The 15,807-nt window shown below is 32.9% G+C and carries 14 protein-coding genes; 10 read left to right on the plus strand and 4 right to left on the minus strand.

Annotated features, from left to right (window positions below; translation table 11 throughout):
- From H4V97_RS04145 to H4V97_RS04160, 4 genes are read left to right on the plus strand one after another with little or no spacing between them, the layout of a single operon-like run.
- Entirely contained in the window at positions 1 to 891 is an 891-nt protein-coding gene (locus tag H4V97_RS04145) for a phosphatidate cytidylyltransferase (protein WP_196850514.1), read from the plus strand.
- Positions 881 to 1,534, plus strand: coding sequence for a phosphatidylserine decarboxylase family protein (locus H4V97_RS04150; RefSeq protein WP_196850515.1), 654 nt, complete (start codon positions 881 to 883; stop codon positions 1,532 to 1,534). The genes H4V97_RS04145 and H4V97_RS04150 overlap by 11 nt, the downstream gene beginning before the upstream one ends.
- Positions 1,534 to 1,803 (plus strand): acyl-CoA-binding protein, encoded by a 270-nt coding sequence (locus H4V97_RS04155; RefSeq protein ID WP_196850516.1) that lies wholly within the window; start codon positions 1,534 to 1,536, stop codon positions 1,801 to 1,803. Before H4V97_RS04150 ends, H4V97_RS04155 begins: the two co-directional genes overlap by 1 nt.
- Positions 1,804 to 1,810: 7 nt before the next feature.
- Positions 1,811 to 2,581, plus strand: a complete 771-nt coding sequence (locus H4V97_RS04160; protein WP_196850517.1) for a superoxide dismutase — start codon at positions 1,811 to 1,813, stop codon at positions 2,579 to 2,581.
- Between the two features lie 97 nt (positions 2,582 to 2,678).
- On the opposite strand, the gene H4V97_RS04165 is transcribed toward H4V97_RS04160, so the two are convergent.
- Positions 2,679 to 4,547 carry an alpha-amylase family protein gene (locus tag H4V97_RS04165; RefSeq protein ID WP_209549015.1) on the minus strand — a complete coding sequence of 623 codons (1,869 nt, stop codon included), beginning with the start codon at positions 4,545 to 4,547 and terminating at the stop codon, positions 2,679 to 2,681.
- Between the two features lie 289 nt (positions 4,548 to 4,836).
- On the opposite strand from H4V97_RS04165, the gene H4V97_RS04170 reads away from it, so the two are divergent.
- The 6 genes from H4V97_RS04170 (at position 4,837) to hemN (ending at position 13,988) form a co-directional block, all read left to right on the plus strand.
- A complete protein-coding gene (locus tag H4V97_RS04170; RefSeq protein ID WP_209549016.1) occupies positions 4,837 to 6,459 on the plus strand; it encodes an OstA-like protein in 1,623 nt (540 codons plus the stop codon).
- A 133-nt stretch (positions 6,460 to 6,592) separates the two neighbouring features.
- The gene (locus H4V97_RS04175) at positions 6,593 to 7,780 is read left to right on the plus strand and encodes an aspartate aminotransferase family protein (protein WP_209549017.1); all 1,188 of its coding nucleotides are present in this window, start codon (positions 6,593 to 6,595) and stop codon (positions 7,778 to 7,780) included.
- Positions 7,781 to 7,996: 216 nt separating this feature from the next.
- Positions 7,997 to 9,394, plus strand: coding sequence for a tetratricopeptide repeat protein (locus H4V97_RS04180; RefSeq protein WP_209549018.1), 1,398 nt, complete (start codon positions 7,997 to 7,999; stop codon positions 9,392 to 9,394).
- Positions 9,394 to 10,143: a shikimate dehydrogenase family protein gene (locus H4V97_RS04185; RefSeq protein WP_209549019.1), complete on the plus strand. Its 750-nt coding sequence runs from the start codon at positions 9,394 to 9,396 to the stop codon at positions 10,141 to 10,143. Before H4V97_RS04180 ends, H4V97_RS04185 begins: the two co-directional genes overlap by 1 nt.
- 314 nt (positions 10,144 to 10,457) lie before the next feature.
- A complete protein-coding gene (locus H4V97_RS04190) occupies positions 10,458 to 12,482 on the plus strand; it encodes a DUF349 domain-containing protein (RefSeq protein ID WP_209549020.1) in 2,025 nt (674 codons plus the stop codon).
- A 141-nt stretch (positions 12,483 to 12,623) separates the two neighbouring features.
- Complete coding sequence (gene hemN, locus H4V97_RS04195) at positions 12,624 to 13,988, plus strand: oxygen-independent coproporphyrinogen III oxidase (RefSeq protein ID WP_209549021.1); 1,365 nt, start codon at positions 12,624 to 12,626, stop codon at positions 13,986 to 13,988.
- Positions 13,989 to 14,295: 307 nt separating this feature from the next.
- Here the strand turns inward: hemN and H4V97_RS04200 are convergent, their stop codons facing one another.
- The 3 genes from H4V97_RS04200 to H4V97_RS04210 all read right to left on the minus strand — a co-directional run bounded on the left by H4V97_RS04200 (position 14,296) and on the right by H4V97_RS04210 (position 15,799).
- Positions 14,296 to 14,535, minus strand: a complete 240-nt coding sequence (locus H4V97_RS04200) for a YdcH family protein (protein WP_209549022.1) — start codon at positions 14,533 to 14,535, stop codon at positions 14,296 to 14,298.
- A gap of 40 nt (positions 14,536 to 14,575) precedes the next feature.
- Positions 14,576 to 15,277, minus strand: a complete 702-nt coding sequence (locus H4V97_RS04205) for a sulfite exporter TauE/SafE family protein (protein ID WP_209549023.1) — start codon at positions 15,275 to 15,277, stop codon at positions 14,576 to 14,578.
- Positions 15,278 to 15,349: 72 nt separating this feature from the next.
- Positions 15,350 to 15,799: a FixH family protein gene (locus tag H4V97_RS04210; RefSeq protein WP_209549024.1), complete on the minus strand. Its 450-nt coding sequence runs from the start codon at positions 15,797 to 15,799 to the stop codon at positions 15,350 to 15,352.
- Between the last annotated feature and the right edge of the window lie 8 nt (positions 15,800 to 15,807).

Below are 15,807 nucleotides of genomic sequence, written 5' to 3' on the forward strand. Positions count from 1 at the left end.
ATGAATGAAACACTCAAGAGAGCCATATCTGGTGCTATCTACGTAATTTTATTATTAGTTTCAATATTATATTCAACTGAAAGCTTTTTCCTTTTATTTGGAGTTTTCTTACTTATCGCTGTATATGAATTTTGCAATTTAGTTCAAATTAACAAAGTAATTCCAATACTATTTGCACTAATATTTTATGGCGGAATCAATCTAATCTCTTTCTACAAACCTCTTACCGAAGAAATAATATATTCCATTGTTGGAGAAAATTATATTATCCTTTTGGATATGGACATTATATATAAAGTATTATTGCTCATTACCATCTTAGTGTCTTTAAAATGTATTTATTTTCTGTTTAATGACAAAATCCAATCGATTACACCTACTTCTAAATATATTTATTTACTGGGATACATCATACTGCCTTTCGTTTTTATTACAAAAATATCCTTTGGTATAAAAGATTACAACCCTAAAATAATAATAGGTCTTTTCATTCTTATCTGGACGAACGACACTTTTGCTTACATTGTTGGCAAATCTATTGGAAAACATAAATTATTAGAGCGTATTTCTCCAAAAAAAACCATCGAAGGTTTAATAGGGGGTGTTGTTTTTGCAGTTTTTGCAGGTTTTTTAATATCAAAATATTATATTCAAGCTAGCCCGAATCATTTAGAGAAGTCAATTATCATTTGGACAACAATCGCTATTATTGTTGGCTTTATTGGAACAATTGGAGATTTAATTGAGTCCAAATTTAAAAGAATTGCTGGTGTAAAAGACAGCGGAAAAATAATGCCAGGACACGGTGGCATTTTAGATCGATTAGATAGTGTTATATTTGTAGCACCATTTGTATATTTATTTTACCAAATTTTAAATTATGTTTCATAAAGAAGGAACCCCGTCTATATTAATAGGCATCATTTTCAGTACTTCGGTGCTTTTATTGTCTGATAAATTTATAGACACAAACTGGATTAAAATGTTAATTCAACTAAGTGCTTTCTTAGTGTTAATTATCATTTTACAATTTTTCAGAAATCCAAAAAGAACTGTACTTCTTGACGAGAATCAAATTCTTGCTCCCGTGGATGGAAAAGTAGTCGTTATTGAAGAAGTTTTTGAGGCTGAATACTTCAAAGACAAACGCATTCAAGTTTCGATTTTCATGTCACCTATAAACGTGCATGTAACTCGTTATGCCCTTAGCGGAATTGTAAAGTTCAGTAAATATCATCCCGGAAAATTTTTGGTAGCTTGGCATCCTAAGTCAAGTGAAGAAAATGAACGAACTACAGTTGTAATTGAAAATAACACATTTGGTGAAATATTATATCGTCAAATTGCCGGTGCTTTGGCGCGAAGAATTGTAAATTATGCTGAAGAAGGCATGCAGGTGATTCAAGGAACTGATGCTGGTTTTATAAAATTTGGTTCAAGAGTAGATATCTTTTTACCTCTTGGCACACCTATAAATGTAGTACTTAACCAAAAAGCCATTGGCGGAAAAACTATTATTGCAACCAAAGGGTAATGATCGAAAAAGATTTAGATACACGATTTCAAGAGGCAGTTGAAATTGCTTCTGATATGACTCAGGCATCTTTACCCCAAGATGTGCAATTAAGGCTTTACGCGTTCTATAAGCAGGCTACTTTAGGAACTTTGGACCTAAAACAAACGACTAATTATCATTTAAGAGATGCTTTCAAAACCAATGCTTGGATGCAAATTAGCCATCTTACTTCGGAGGAAGCCAAAGAGCACTATATAGAAATCATTGAAACTCTTTTAAAAAAATAACTTCCAAATGAAACAAAATATTTTTTTAATATCTAATTTACTGTTAGTTACAATATTATTTTCTTGTAATAACAAAAAGCTTACTGAAGTTGTTGAAGTTCCACTTCCTACCGCCCAAGAAAAAATAGCTATTGGACTCCCTGAAGATGTGAAAGCGAATGAAGGTGCTTTTCAAATGGAAAAATTATCTTATGCGTACGATGCTTTAGCCCCAAACATTTCGGCGATAGCATTAGAGATGCATTATTCGAAACATTATCTGACGTACACTAATAATTTGAATAAGGCGATTGCAGGAACAGACTTAGAAAATCTGACTATTGAAGAATTATTATCAAAATTAGATTTGAATAATGCCAATATCAGAAATAATGCAGGCGGTTACTATAATCACACCTTGTACTGGCAATGTATGGGTCCTAAAGCTGGAGGAGAACCCAAAGATACTCTGGCAGACGCAATCACCAAAAGATTTGGAACATTTGCAAATTTCACTTCACTGTTCAAAAATGAATCAGAAAAAATATTTGGTTCCGGTTGGGTTTGGTTAGTCGTTGATAAAGCAGGTCAATTACAACTTACTAGTACTCAAAATCAGGACAATCCTTTAATGGCAGATGCATTAATCCAAGGAAAACCTATTTTGGCTCTGGACGTTTGGGAACATGCTTATTACCTTGATTATCAATATAAAAGAAAAAATTATATAGACGCTTTTTTTAATGTCATCAATTGGAAAAAAGTGGCTGAAAATTATGAAGCTGCCATAAAGAAATAGTCGTTTCGCTTTTAAGCTAAAAAAATGCTGTTACAAAAAATTGTAACAGCATTTTTTTTTAAATGGAAATCAATAAAATTTATATAATTGATTTATTTTATAACTGATAAATAAACGATTCTGATGGAGCAATAGTGATTTGGGCTTTTCCTTCTCCGTTCTGAACTTGTAATCGTATAGAACTCTTTTTATACAATTGATCTGTTAAAATATAATTTCCATCTTTCAAATTCCACTTTTTAATAATATCCGAAGGGATTTTCAGTTCGAAATTACTGGTTGTAAGCCAAGAAAAATTGGTCACCACAAGTAACTTTTGAGAATCAGACCAACGAACAAATGAATAGATTCCCGGAGAGTAACCCTTTGTCACTTGACGATTAACGGTTTGAATTTCTTGATATTTCCCCATCAATGCAGAACTATTGATAGAAAAATTAAGCAAACGTTTGTAAAAATCACGTAAGTCTTTTTCATCTTGAGTCAATTGACCTCCGTCAAATTTACCACCGTTCATCCAGCGTTGATGATTCGGCACACCAACATAATCAAAAATTGAAGTTCTGGAGTGTGTCCCGAAACCTGCATTTTCATTTCCCGCCTCTCCTACATCTTGCCCAAAATAAATCATGGTTGGCGACGTACTTATTGTTGTGGAAACAACCATTAGCGGTTTTCCTTTTTGTGGTGTTCCTGCAAATTCTGGACTTGCCAAGCGCTGTTCATCATGATTGTCTAAAAAATGCAACATATGATGTTCGATATCAGCCATCCCTTTTTGGATATCAGATAACCCGTCAGGTAACGATTTACCTTTAATGACATCTTTCAATTTATCGTACGTTTCGACTTTATCATATAAATAATCCATTTTACCCAGATGAATGTAATTCCTATATTCTTTAGGATTATACACTTCGGCTAGTAAAAAAGCATCTGGATTTTTTGTCTTTATTGCTGAATTCATATAACTCCAAAATTCATACGGAACCATTTCAGCCATATCATATCGGAAACCATCTACTCCTTTAGCAGTCCAATACAATGCGATATCTCTAAATTTAGTCCATGAATTTGGAACCACTTTTCCTTTCCAAAATGCGAAATGTTCTTCATATGATTTGGTATCAAAACCAGCGGGAAGTTCTGGAAAATCTTTCGAACCGTCAGGACGAATTCCATAATTTACTTTTACGGTTTCGTACCAATCATTCTTATCTGGTTTTGCCATTCGTGAACCATTACCAGTCCATTTAGCTGGATTTTCTTCAAATTTCCCGTCAATTAATGGATTACTTTCTCCATTTAATGGTTTTACATTATCTGGAATTTCAAAATGGGTATTTGGAATATAATAGAAATTATTGTCTCTTTTATATTCAACAGAAACATCATCATCAGCACCAAAATCTTTAATCCCGACCGGGTTACTCTTTCCTTCGTATTTGCGTGCAATATGATTAGGAACAATATCAATAATCACTTTTAATCCCGCTTTATGGGTTCTGGCAATTAAGGACTCAAATTCTTGCAAACGATTAGCTGGATTTACAGCTAAATCAGGGTTTACATTATAATAATCTTTTACGGCATAAGGTGATCCGGCTCTTCCTTTTACTACTTCCGGATCATCATTCGAAATTCCTATAGCAGTGTAATCCCGAACCAAAGCATGATGTGGAACTCCAGTATACCAAATATAAGTTACACCTAAATCTTTTATTTCATGAAGTGCTTTATCCGTAAAATCATTAAACTTCCCAACTCCATTTTCTTCAATAGTTCCCCAAAGTTTATTAGTGGTATTTTTATTTCCGAATAATCGGGTAAAAACTTGATATACTACAATTTTCTTCTCAGAGACTATCTCTTTCTTTTCTGCATTCATTTTTAAATCTTTTGTTTTGCAAGCAGTTGCTAAAAGCACCACGCTAATCCCTGCAACTATAATTGTCTTTTTTATCATATAAAATTATTTATGCTGGTTTCAATTCGTATTTTTTTAGATAAATCGTCCTATTTATTTATTCAATTTTTAAAATTAATATAATTTATAGAAAGAAGAGAAGATTGATATCAATTAAAACAAATACACTTTTCAAAAGAACTACTACAACGAAAGAGTAGCTTTATTTGTTGATAACTTTAAAAACGGAATCCCACCATTTTTTGCTTATTTTTCAACTATTATAAATAAATCCTAATATCGATTAGGATTGTAACCTTTTTCATAAATTTGACAAAAAATAAATCCATTGAAGAAATTCCTATTTCGTTGTTGTTTAATACTGCTTGGTACAAATTTAGTTTTGGCTCAGGCTCCTAAAAAAATTATTGTTGAACATTCTGATTTTGCCGATGTAAATCAAGTAGAAATCCCGGATGCATTTTTGCTTACAGGAAATGTGCGTGTTAACCATGACGGCGTAGTTTTGACCTGCAATAAAGCCTATTACTTTCAAAAAGAGAATTACATAAAAGCATTTGGGAATGTACAAATAGTTCAAGGTGACACTTTATTTTTAAACAGTAAATATGCTGAATACAACGGTAATGTAAAAAAAGCTTTTGCTACTGGAAATGCTGTGATGAGCTCCCCTGATGCGACTTTAGCTACAGACACAATAAGCTTTGACAGAAACACTCAAGAAGTATTTTACAATTCGCAAGGCACAATTACCAACAAGGAGAATACTTTGCAAAGTAAATCGGGGAAATATTATGTCGCCCAAAAAAAGTTTCAGTTCCTGACAGCGGTTACGATTACCAATCCAACGTATGTAATAAAATCCAATCATTTAGATTATTATAGTAATTCAGGTCACTCCTATCTTTTTGGACCATCAACGATTACGAGTAAAGCTAATTATATTTACACAGAAAAAGGGTTTTATGACACCAAGAAAAACCTGGCGCATTTTGTAAAAAAATCCTATATCAAGTACGACGATCGGATAATTAGGGGAGATAGTTTGTATTATGACCGAAACAGGGAATTTGCATCGGCAACGCGAAATGTAAAAATAACGGACTCTATCAACAGAGCAATTATCAAAGGACATTATGCCGAATTATATAAAAAAAAGGATTCTGTTTTTGTAACCAAAAGAGCCGTGGCTATAAACTTTGTCGAAAATGACTCCGTTTATATTCATGGAAAAAAATTGATGGTAACCGGTAAAGAAGCCAATCGTGTCATTCGTGCTTTTAATAATGTACGTTTTTATAAAACGGATATGAGTGGCAAATGCGATTCGATACATTCAAGTTCTAAAACAGCCCTAACAAAAATGATAGGAAACCCAATACTTTGGAATGGAGAAAGCCAAATTACAGGGGATGTCATGCATCTTATTGGAAATAACAACACACAAAAACTCGATTCCCTCAAAGTACTCAACAATACCTTTCTGGTCTCTAAAGACACATTGGGAACGGGCTATAATCAGGTAAAAGGGCAAAATCTCTATGGGAAATTCGAAGAAGGGAAACTCCATGATGTGGACATTGTAAAAAATACCGAGGTCATTTATTATATGCGCAATGACGCCAAGGAACTCATTGGTATCAATAAAAATGTGAGCAGTAAAATCAATCTTATTTTAGAAAAAAATGCCATTGAAAGTATCACTTTTTTTAAACAAGTGGATGGAGACATTTACCCTGAAAAAGATCTGCCAGAAAACGCACGAAAATTAAGAGGTCTAGTCTGGCGCGGGGATGAAAGAATAAAATCGAAAGACGATATCTTTCCACCAGAAGAAAATGAACTAAATGATAAATTAGTCAAACAAGGAAAAGTAGAGGATGCTAAAGCAAATGCTCCTATGAAAATCCGAAAAGAAACTTTGAATTACGATAAAAAGAAAGTGAAGTAAAAGTAATCAGTGTTCATCCCGAAGCTTCGGGAGCAGTATTCAATCTGCGACACACAAGTAAATAAGCCTCTTTAAAAACTTCGTGAACTTTGCGAAAAACTTTTGCAACCTTTGCGGTTAAATTTCTAAAAAAGTGAATACCGATTTCTTAAAATACCAAGCACAAACTTCTCCTTATCCGTTGGGTATGGAAGTTTCTCATGCTGTGGGCTCCTATATTTACGATACCAATAATAAAAAATATTTGGATTTTGTGGCCGGTGTTTCAGCTTGTGCGCTAGGACATCAACATCCCAGAGTTAACCAAGCCATCAAAGATCAATTGGATAAATATTCGCACGTGATGGTCTATGGCGAATATTCACAAAGTCCCGCAGTCCAATATTGCAAATTATTAGCTTCACTCCTGCCCGCACCTTTAGACAAAACCTATTTGGTAAATTCGGGTACAGAAGCCATAGAAGGCGCCTTAAAACTCGCGCGAAGAACCACAGGAAGAAGTCAATTAATTTCATGTCATAATGCCTATCACGGAAATACTATGGGTTCCCTGAGCGTAATGGGATTTGAAGAACGCAAACGCATTTTTCGACCGCTGATTCCTGATGTGGATTTTATAACCTTCAATAATGAAGAAGATTTACAAAAAATAACAACCAAAACTGCAGGAATAATTCTGGAAACCATTCAAGGTGGTGCCGGATTTATTCAGCCTCATAATGATTTCCTTAAAAAAGTGCGTCAGCGTTGTGATGAAGTTGGTGCGATCATGATTCTCGACGAAATCCAACCGGGTTTTGGAAGAACCGGAAAACTCTTTGGATTCCAAAATTATGACGTCGTTCCTGATATTCTTGTTATGGGAAAAGGAATGGGCGGCGGCATGCCCGTAGGCGCTTTTACCGCTTCATCTGCCATGATGGATTTATTGAGTGATAACCCAAAACTGGGGCATATCACGACTTTTGGAGGCCACCCTGTCATTGCGTCAGCCTGTTTGGCGACTTTGCAGGAAATTACTGAGACCAATTTAATGGCTGAAGCGTTGGAGAAAGAAAACCTATTCAGATCGATTTTGGTACATCCTTTGATAGTAGAAATAAGAGGAAAAGGATTAATGCTTGCCGCAATGACCAAAAGTGCCGATATTACAAATGAAGTAATTCTCAAATGTCAAGACAAGGGACTCATATTATTCTGGTTACTGTTTGAAGGATGCGCAATCCGAATCACGCCGCCGCTTACCATTTCTAATGAAGAAATTCGTGAAGGCTGCGCTATAATGCTAGAAGTAATGGATGCAATTTTGAATAAAAATTAATTTTTTTAGAAGCTATTCCTGCTGTCCGTTACAATCTCTCTAGTCTCGTTTTAAAAACGAAACTAGAGAGGATTTACACTTCCATCAGGGCTATGGCATCAGTAATAAACCAGCACTAATTTTGTTAATTAAATTGTTCAAAACAATTCCTGCTCTTCCTCACATTAACAGCAAGGATGCCTACTTTTAAGTAGGCCAAATTCTAAAAAAACAAAGATGCAATTAAGCAACGAAGAAGAAGACTATAACTTATCCCTGTCTAAATTTGAGTCGATGTTGAAAACCAACAAAGTCCTCTTTTTTGACTCCGAAGAATTTGAAGAAATTATACTTCATTATCTCGATATGGGTAAGGCCGCTTTGGCAAAAAAAGCACTAAAACTAGCACTGGATCAACACCCAAAATCAACAGGACTAAAATTAGTCCAAGTGGAGATGTTAGTCTATGATGATAAACTAGAAATAGCCGAAAAACTATTGAATGAGTTATATGCTATTGAGCCAACTAATGAAGAAATTTACATTCAAAAAGCCAATATCTATTCTAAAAGAGACCAACACGAAAAAGCAGTTGAATTATTAAGAATTGCTTTAAAATATACTGATGATTATGCCGATGTTTATAATTTAATCGGGATGGAATATCTTTTTATGGACAATCTCGAATTGGCAAAAGAAAGCTTCATTAAATGTTTAGAAGAAGATCTGGAAGACCAATCAGCATTATATAATGTAGTGTATTGTTTTGAATTCTTAGATCAAAATCAAGAGGCCATAGCCTACTTGAATAAATATATAGATAAAAACCCGTACAGCGAAATCGCCTGGCATCAGTTAGGTCGTTTGCATTATGGTGTAAAAGAATATGAAAATGCCATTCGAGCCTTCGATTACGCTACTTTAATCGATGATGAATTTCTAGGCGCATTCATGGAAAAAGCGAAAGCCTTTGAACGACTAAAAAAATACGCCGAAGCAATCGAAAGTTATGAAAGAACTATCGAATTAGATGATGCCACTTCGTATGCTTTACTCCGAATAGGAAAATGTCATGAGAAATTGGGCAACAAAGCCTTAGCATTGAAATATTTCAATAAAACAGTTCATGAAGATCCCCTTTTGGACAAAGGTTGGATTGCGATTACTGATTTCTATGTTCGCCAAAAAAACTATCAGAAAGCACTTTTTTATGTCAACAAAGCCTTAGCGATTGACAATCAAAATCGTTTGTATTGGAAACGTTTTGCATCTATAAACAAACAAATGAATTTCTTTGAGGAAGCTGAATTTGGTTATAGAAAAGCGGTAGAATTTGGTGATTATCAATTAGACACTTGGTTGTACTGGGTTGACATTCTTCAGTTTTTAGGTGAATTCGAAAGCGCCATTCAAACCTTACTCCAAGCTTCAGAATATTTTCCGGAGGAAAATGAAATCGAATATCGTTTAGCTGGATTGTATTTTATGATACAAGACAATACCAAGGCAAAATTCCATTTGAGTAATGCCATGAGATTAAACTTTGATAACTATATTATTATTGAGGATTTATTTCCAGTAGTTTGGACTAGAAAAATGGTGCAAAATTATATTGCAAAACATAAAAAATTGTAATGATTGAAGTAGTAAGAAAGCGTTTTGGTTTACTGGGAAGAAATATCCATTATTCCTTTTCGAAAGGGTATTTTACAGATAAATTCAATAGCGAAAACTTTGAAGGTTGTACCTACGAGAATTTTGATATTCAGGAAATCGCTACATTTCCTGAGATAATAAAAAATACTTCAGACTTAAAAGGTTTAAATGTTACTATTCCATATAAAGAAACAATACTTCCTTTTTTGGATAAACTTTCAAAAAAAGCAATGCTAATTGGTGCCGTAAATACAATCAAAATTACCAAAAAAGGAAAACTGAAAGGCTATAATACCGATTATTTTGGTTTCAAAAAATCATTAGAACCTCTATTGCAACCCCACCATAAAAAAGCTTTGATTTTAGGAACAGGCGGCGCTTCAAAAGGAGTCGCATATGCTTTGGATGAATTGGGTATCTTTTACACTTTTGTCTCCAGAGAAGCCAAAGAGAATGCTATTGACTACAATAGAATCAATGCTACAACTTTTGATAATTACCAAATAATTATCAATTCAACACCGTTAGGAACAAGTCCCGATACGGATGCATTCCCATTAATTCCTTATGAATACTTTACGGAAAATCATATTGCTTTTGACTTAATTTACAATCCAGCAGAAACGCAATTTCTTAAAAAAGCTAAAGAACACGGAGCACAAATCAAAAACGGTTTAGACATGCTTATTTTTCAAGCGGAGAAAGCTTGGGCGATTTGGAATAAGTAGACCACAAATACAGGTAAATAAGCTCCCTCGCTAAATTATAAAACTACAACCTCAAATGTTGTAGTTTTTTTTTTAAAATATATGTTAGTTCCAAATTATTGAATCATTTTATGAATTATTTTTATAAAATATGTTTCGGCTAAAATTTGTCAAAATAAGCTTATGAAAAATATTTAAAGTAATTCCAAACGAAGCAAAATGGAAATTTTTTTACAAAAATATTCTGTATTCAAATAATTTATTTTGTAAATTAGTACTGCTTTCACTACCTTTCGAATTCGGAAAAAAAAATAGAAACCTTATACATTGAAAAAATGTTAGAAGAAATGAATGATAACCTGTCCCAAAATGAAAATGAGATAGATGGAAAATTAGCACAGGATTCAACTGAATCAAATCAATCCAAAACAGAAGTATTGGAGACAGAACCGTTGGCTGAACCAATTGATGTTCCTGCAGAAGACAATGTTGTTGTTCCTCCTACTGAAGAATTGATAACTACTGAGTCTACTTCGGAAACAGACAACCAAACAGCTCTTAACGCCATTGCTGATACAAACGCAGAGGAAAGCGAAGACGAGACTCTTAAAGATCGCCATGACATTCCTATGCAAGATTATGATGCGTTATCATTGGAAGAACTGGTAGAAGAATTGAAAAATTTGGTTTCCAATGAGAAAGTGATGTCGGCTAAAGACCATATTGAAGAAATCAAAAAATCATTTGTCGCAAAATACAACCATCTTTTAGAAGAGAAAAAAGAAGAGTTTCTTGCGGAAAATCAAGATCCAAATGAAGAATTTCAATATCATTCTCCATTAAAGACCAATTTCGATAAATACTATTCCATTTTTAGGGATGCAAAAAATACTCATTTCAAAAGTTTACAAACGAATCTCAAAACTAATTTAGAAAATCGTTTGGCAATTGTTGAGGAATTAAAAGAATTAATCAATCCGCAAGAAAACATAAAAGACACTCTAAAACATTTTAATGATTTAAGAGAAAGATGGAAAAATGCAGGACCAATCCCGAAAGATAAATACAATCACGTTTGGAATAATTTTCACTTTCATGTTGAAAATTTTTATGATTATTTACATCTTGACAGAGAAGCACGCGATTTAGATTTCAAACATAATTTAGAACAAAAGCAAAAAATTATTGCTCGAGTTGAAGAACTAATCAACGAAGCTGACATCAACAAAGCTTTTCGTGAATTACAAGATTTACACAGAATTTGGAAAGAAGATATAGGTCCTGTTTCTAGAGAAAATCGCGATGAAATCTGGAACAAGTTTAGCGATTTAACTAAACAAATGCATGATAAACGCGAAGTTCTTTTCGAAAAATTAAGAGGAACCGAACTAGAGAATTTAGAAAAGAAAAAGGAAATTGTAGCTAAAATTGAAGTTTTAGCAACAGAAAAAGTAAATGCACATTCTCAATGGTTAGCTCAAATTGAAAAAGTTGAGGCCTTACGTACTGCTTTTTTCTCTGCTGGAAAAGTACCTTCTGATGTAAATGAAGAAACTTGGGCCAGTTTTAAAACTGCTGTCAGAAATTTTAATACTTTCAAAAATGCTTTTTATAAAGACATCAAGAAAGACCAAAGTGACAATTTAAGTAAAAAAAATGCTCTTGTAACCAAAGCCAAAGAATTACAAGAAAGTCTTGATTTTGCAGCAACTACTCCAATAATGAAGCAAATTCAAGAGGAGTGGAAACAAATAGGTCATGTCCCAAGAAAATATTCTGATAAAATCTGGAAAGAGTTTAAAGATGCCTGTAATCACTATTTTGAAAAATTAAAAGAGCAAAAAAACGAGGAAAACGTGGAAGAAGTGGAAGCTTTCAATAATAAGAAAGCCTACTTGGAAACCTTGCGCGAATATGAATTGACAGGAGATCATAAAACTGATTTGGATGCGATCAAATTACATATTGAAACTTGGAAAAATTTCGGTAAAGTTCCTTTCCCTAGAAGACATATAGAAGGAAAATTTAATAAAATTCTAGATGCACTTTTTGAAAAATTAAGCTTGAGTAAAAAAGACACTGAAATGCTGCGTTTTGCGAATAGAATGGATCATTTATCAGATAGTAACGACACCCGAAAATTAGATAACGAAAAGATTTTCTTAATGCGTAAAATTGAAGAAGTTAAGAACGAAATTTTCCAATTGGAGAACAACATTCAATTTTTCACCAATACCAGAAATGCCAAAAAAGAAAATTCAATAGTTTTAGAGGTTCGTAAAAACATTGCTGTGCATAAAGAAAGTTTAGATGTTTGGAAAGAAAAACTAAAACAATTGAGAAATTTAAAGCAAGAATAAAATTTCAAGAAAGCTAAAAAATTGAACCTCGATATAAATTATATTTCGAGGTTTTTTTTACTTAAAATTAATGATATGATAAATATCATTTTAAGTATTTACAAGTAAAGGTACTTTTGATTCATGATAAATGTTCTTCCCATGAAAAATTCTCTAATTCAAAAGTACAATGTTCCGGGTCCTAGATATACCAGCTATCCAACTGTCCCTTACTGGGATGAAAGTGATTTTTCGTATGACCTTTGGACAGCTACTTTAAAAAAATCATTTGAAGCAAGCAATACTTCAGAAGGAATAAGTCTATATATTCACTTACCTTTTTGTGAAAGTTTGTGTACTTTTTGCGGTTGCAATAAACGAATTACTAAAAACCATACATTAGAAAATCCATATATAGATGCCGTTTTGAAAGAATGGTCTATCTATTGTAAAGTTCTTGAGGAAAAACCAACAATTAAAGAAATACATTTAGGAGGAGGAACACCCACTTTTTTTTCTCCAAAGAATTTAGAAGATTTGATTAATGGGATTTTAAGTCATGCCAATAAAGCAAAAGATTACGAATTTAGTTTTGAAGGTCATCCCAACAATACTTCACATGAACATTTACAAAAACTTTATGATTTAGGTTTTAGAAGAGTCAGTTTTGGCGTACAGGACTACTCCGAAAAAGTACAAAAAGCAATTCATAGGTTGCAACCATTTCACAATGTAGCCAAAGTCACTTTTTGGGCAAGGGAAATTGGTTATACTTCCATTGGTCATGATATCATTTTCGGATTGCCGTTTCAGGAAATTGAAGATGTTATAGATACCATTGAAAAAACAAAATCATTACAACCCGATAGATTAGCATTTTATAGTTATGCGCATGTCCCTTGGATTAAAGGAAATGGACAACGCGGATTTAATGATGAAGATATTCCAAAAGATGATAAAAAACGAATGTTATATGAAACAGGAAAAAAATTATTGTTTGAAAATGGATATCATGAAATAGGAATGGATCATTTTGCATTGGAAACTGACAGCTTATACAAAGCGTTTCAAAATGGAAATCTACATCGTAATTTTATGGGTTACAGCTCTTCAAAAACTCAGTTGATGATTGGTTTGGGTGTTTCTTCAATAAGCGACAGCTGGCTTAGTTTTGCCCAAAATGTAAAGAATTTGGAAGATTATTATCAGATTTTAGAATGGGATAAAATACCAGTTTATAGAGGACATTTATTAACTGATGAAGACCTAATCATTAGAAAACACATTCTGAATTTAATGTGTCAATTTGAAACTTCTTGGAACAATAATGAAGCTTATTTTGATGAGATTCCGGAAGTTTTAATTCAATTAAAGGAAATTGAAAATGATGGACTGGTAATCATTAAAGAAAATAGTATTCAGGTCACAGATGCTGGAAAACCCCATGTACGAAATATTTGCATGGCGTTTGATCTTCGTTTAAAAAGAAAAGCACCAGAAACCGAATTGTTTTCTATGACGATATAATGGCCACTACTACATTCGCAGATTTTAAATAATCTTTGTCAAAATGTAAAATCTGACAAAGATTGATATTTAGATTTATCAAGATTTAAAAGCCAATTTAATTTAACTAAACCACTATGGACAGAAAGTCCATAGATTTGGTATGGCGGACTGAAAGTCTATACTGTTAATATTTTAACACGAATTACACAAATTAATTCATGCTAAGTTGTGTAATTTGTGGTAGAACATATTTTTAGAAGCTAAAGCTAAATGCACTGAATTGCATAGTTTTAACTATTTTTGTGACCAATAAAAGAGCCTTTCGTTATTTCATATTGTTTTGCAACATGGAAAATAATTCGTCTTTAATGAAAAGCAATTTGGCTTTCAATGTATGCATATATTCATCTATAACTATTTCTTCCCCACTATTAATGCGATGGATTTCATGTTCTAATTCATGATATTCATCGAATAATTCTCGAAAATGAGAATTGTCAGTTTTTAATTGATGGATTTTTTCCTGGTATTCAGGAAATTCGTGTAATAAATCGTGTCTTTCCATGCTCACTTATTAATTTAAGTTAAAATATAGGAAATCTAATTTAATGACAATTGGGGTTCTGCTGTACAAATAAACTAATATTTGAAGGAGAAACATAAGGAATTCCTAATCCTAAACCTCTCAAAATAAATAATACTCCGATAATAACGGCAACATAAGGAATCGCTTTTTGAATTTTATTTCGGATGGGGATTGTCAAAAATGAATTTAAATATACTATGCTACTCATCAGTGGAACCGTTCCTAATCCAAATAAAACCATGTATAAAACTCCAAAACCAGCGCTTTGCATAGCTATTGCGCCAAATAAAGCTACATAAACCATTCCGCAAGGTAAAAACCCATTGAGTAAACCTATTGTGAATAATGATTTGTAACTCTTATTTTTAAACTGACTTCCTAAAGCCGATTTGATTTTAGATATCAATTTAAAAACTGGTTTCGAAAAATTATACTTAGCAAAAAATTTCTCCGGTATTAAAATTACGAAAATCATTGCAATTCCAATAAAAATTGATAGTTTTTGTTGTAATCCAGCTAAGAAAAATCCTTTACCCAATAGTCCAAAAACTAAACCAATCGTAGCATAAGCTGATAATCTTCCTAAATGATACATAAAAATTTGTGTCACTTTTTTCGCAGGATTACTTCTGTCTACAGGTAACATCATAGCGATTGGACCACACATTCCTATGCAGTGTAAACTACTAATTAAACCAAAAATAAAAGCCGTGTAAAACATTGTTTTTAGCCTAATGTCATAAAGTCAAAAGTTATAAAGTCAAACGAGAGACTTAAGCTGGTGATTTTAAGACTAATTAATATAAATCGTTTCCTTGGTTAAGTATGATTTCCCATCATATTGCCATTCCATATTAATGTCCCAACGACCGCCTACCAGACTTTTTTTAGGTATGAGCAAAGTAGGATTAGATAATGAAATAGGAATTTCAAAATCTAATTTTTTGTTAGACGGTCGATATAAGGACACATTTCCTTTTATTTTTTTCGGAACAAATACATCTGGAAATACAATTGTAATTCCCTCTGCCGTTTTTGTAATTATAGGCTTTTGAGCCAAATCATGAGCGTTTTGAATACGCACCATTTCGTCACCAAAATGAACGTCATGTTTGTAATATTCTTCTACAACCAACTCATTATCATATTTTGAATCTGACTGCACTTTGAAAACAAAATATAAAATAAAGGTCATAAATAATGCAAATGCAATTACAATTCCTGTTCCCCAATTAATTTTCATGCTTTTTT

The organism is Flavobacterium sp. CG_23.5, assembly GCF_017875765.1.
In the GTDB taxonomy this organism is placed as follows: domain Bacteria; phylum Bacteroidota; class Bacteroidia; order Flavobacteriales; family Flavobacteriaceae; genus Flavobacterium.

Bases quoted from the DNA above. Each gene is read 5' to 3' on its own strand.
- H4V97_RS04185 (WP_209549019.1), top strand. From the start codon at position 9,394: ATGATTGAAGTAGTAAGAAAGCGTTTTGGTTTACTGGGAAGAAATATC.
- H4V97_RS04160 (WP_196850517.1), top strand. From the start codon at position 1,811: ATGAAACAAAATATTTTTTTAATATCTAATTTACTGTTAGTTACAATA.
- H4V97_RS04150 (WP_196850515.1), top strand. From the start codon at position 881: ATGTTTCATAAAGAAGGAACCCCGTCTATATTAATAGGCATCATTTTC.
- hemN (WP_209549021.1), top strand. From the start codon at position 12,624: ATGAAAAATTCTCTAATTCAAAAGTACAATGTTCCGGGTCCTAGATAT.
- H4V97_RS04145 (WP_196850514.1), top strand. From the start codon at position 1: ATGAATGAAACACTCAAGAGAGCCATATCTGGTGCTATCTACGTAATT.
- H4V97_RS04155 (WP_196850516.1), top strand. From the start codon at position 1,534: ATGATCGAAAAAGATTTAGATACACGATTTCAAGAGGCAGTTGAAATT.
- H4V97_RS04205 (WP_209549023.1), bottom strand. From the start codon at position 15,277: ATGTTTTACACGGCTTTTATTTTTGGTTTAATTAGTAGTTTACACTGC.
- H4V97_RS04180 (WP_209549018.1), top strand. From the start codon at position 7,997: ATGCAATTAAGCAACGAAGAAGAAGACTATAACTTATCCCTGTCTAAA.
- H4V97_RS04190 (WP_209549020.1), top strand. From the start codon at position 10,458: ATGTTAGAAGAAATGAATGATAACCTGTCCCAAAATGAAAATGAGATA.
- H4V97_RS04210 (WP_209549024.1), bottom strand. From the start codon at position 15,799: ATGAAAATTAATTGGGGAACAGGAATTGTAATTGCATTTGCATTATTT.
- H4V97_RS04165 (WP_209549015.1), bottom strand. From the start codon at position 4,547: ATGATAAAAAAGACAATTATAGTTGCAGGGATTAGCGTGGTGCTTTTA.
- H4V97_RS04200 (WP_209549022.1), bottom strand. From the start codon at position 14,535: ATGGAAAGACACGATTTATTACACGAATTTCCTGAATACCAGGAAAAA.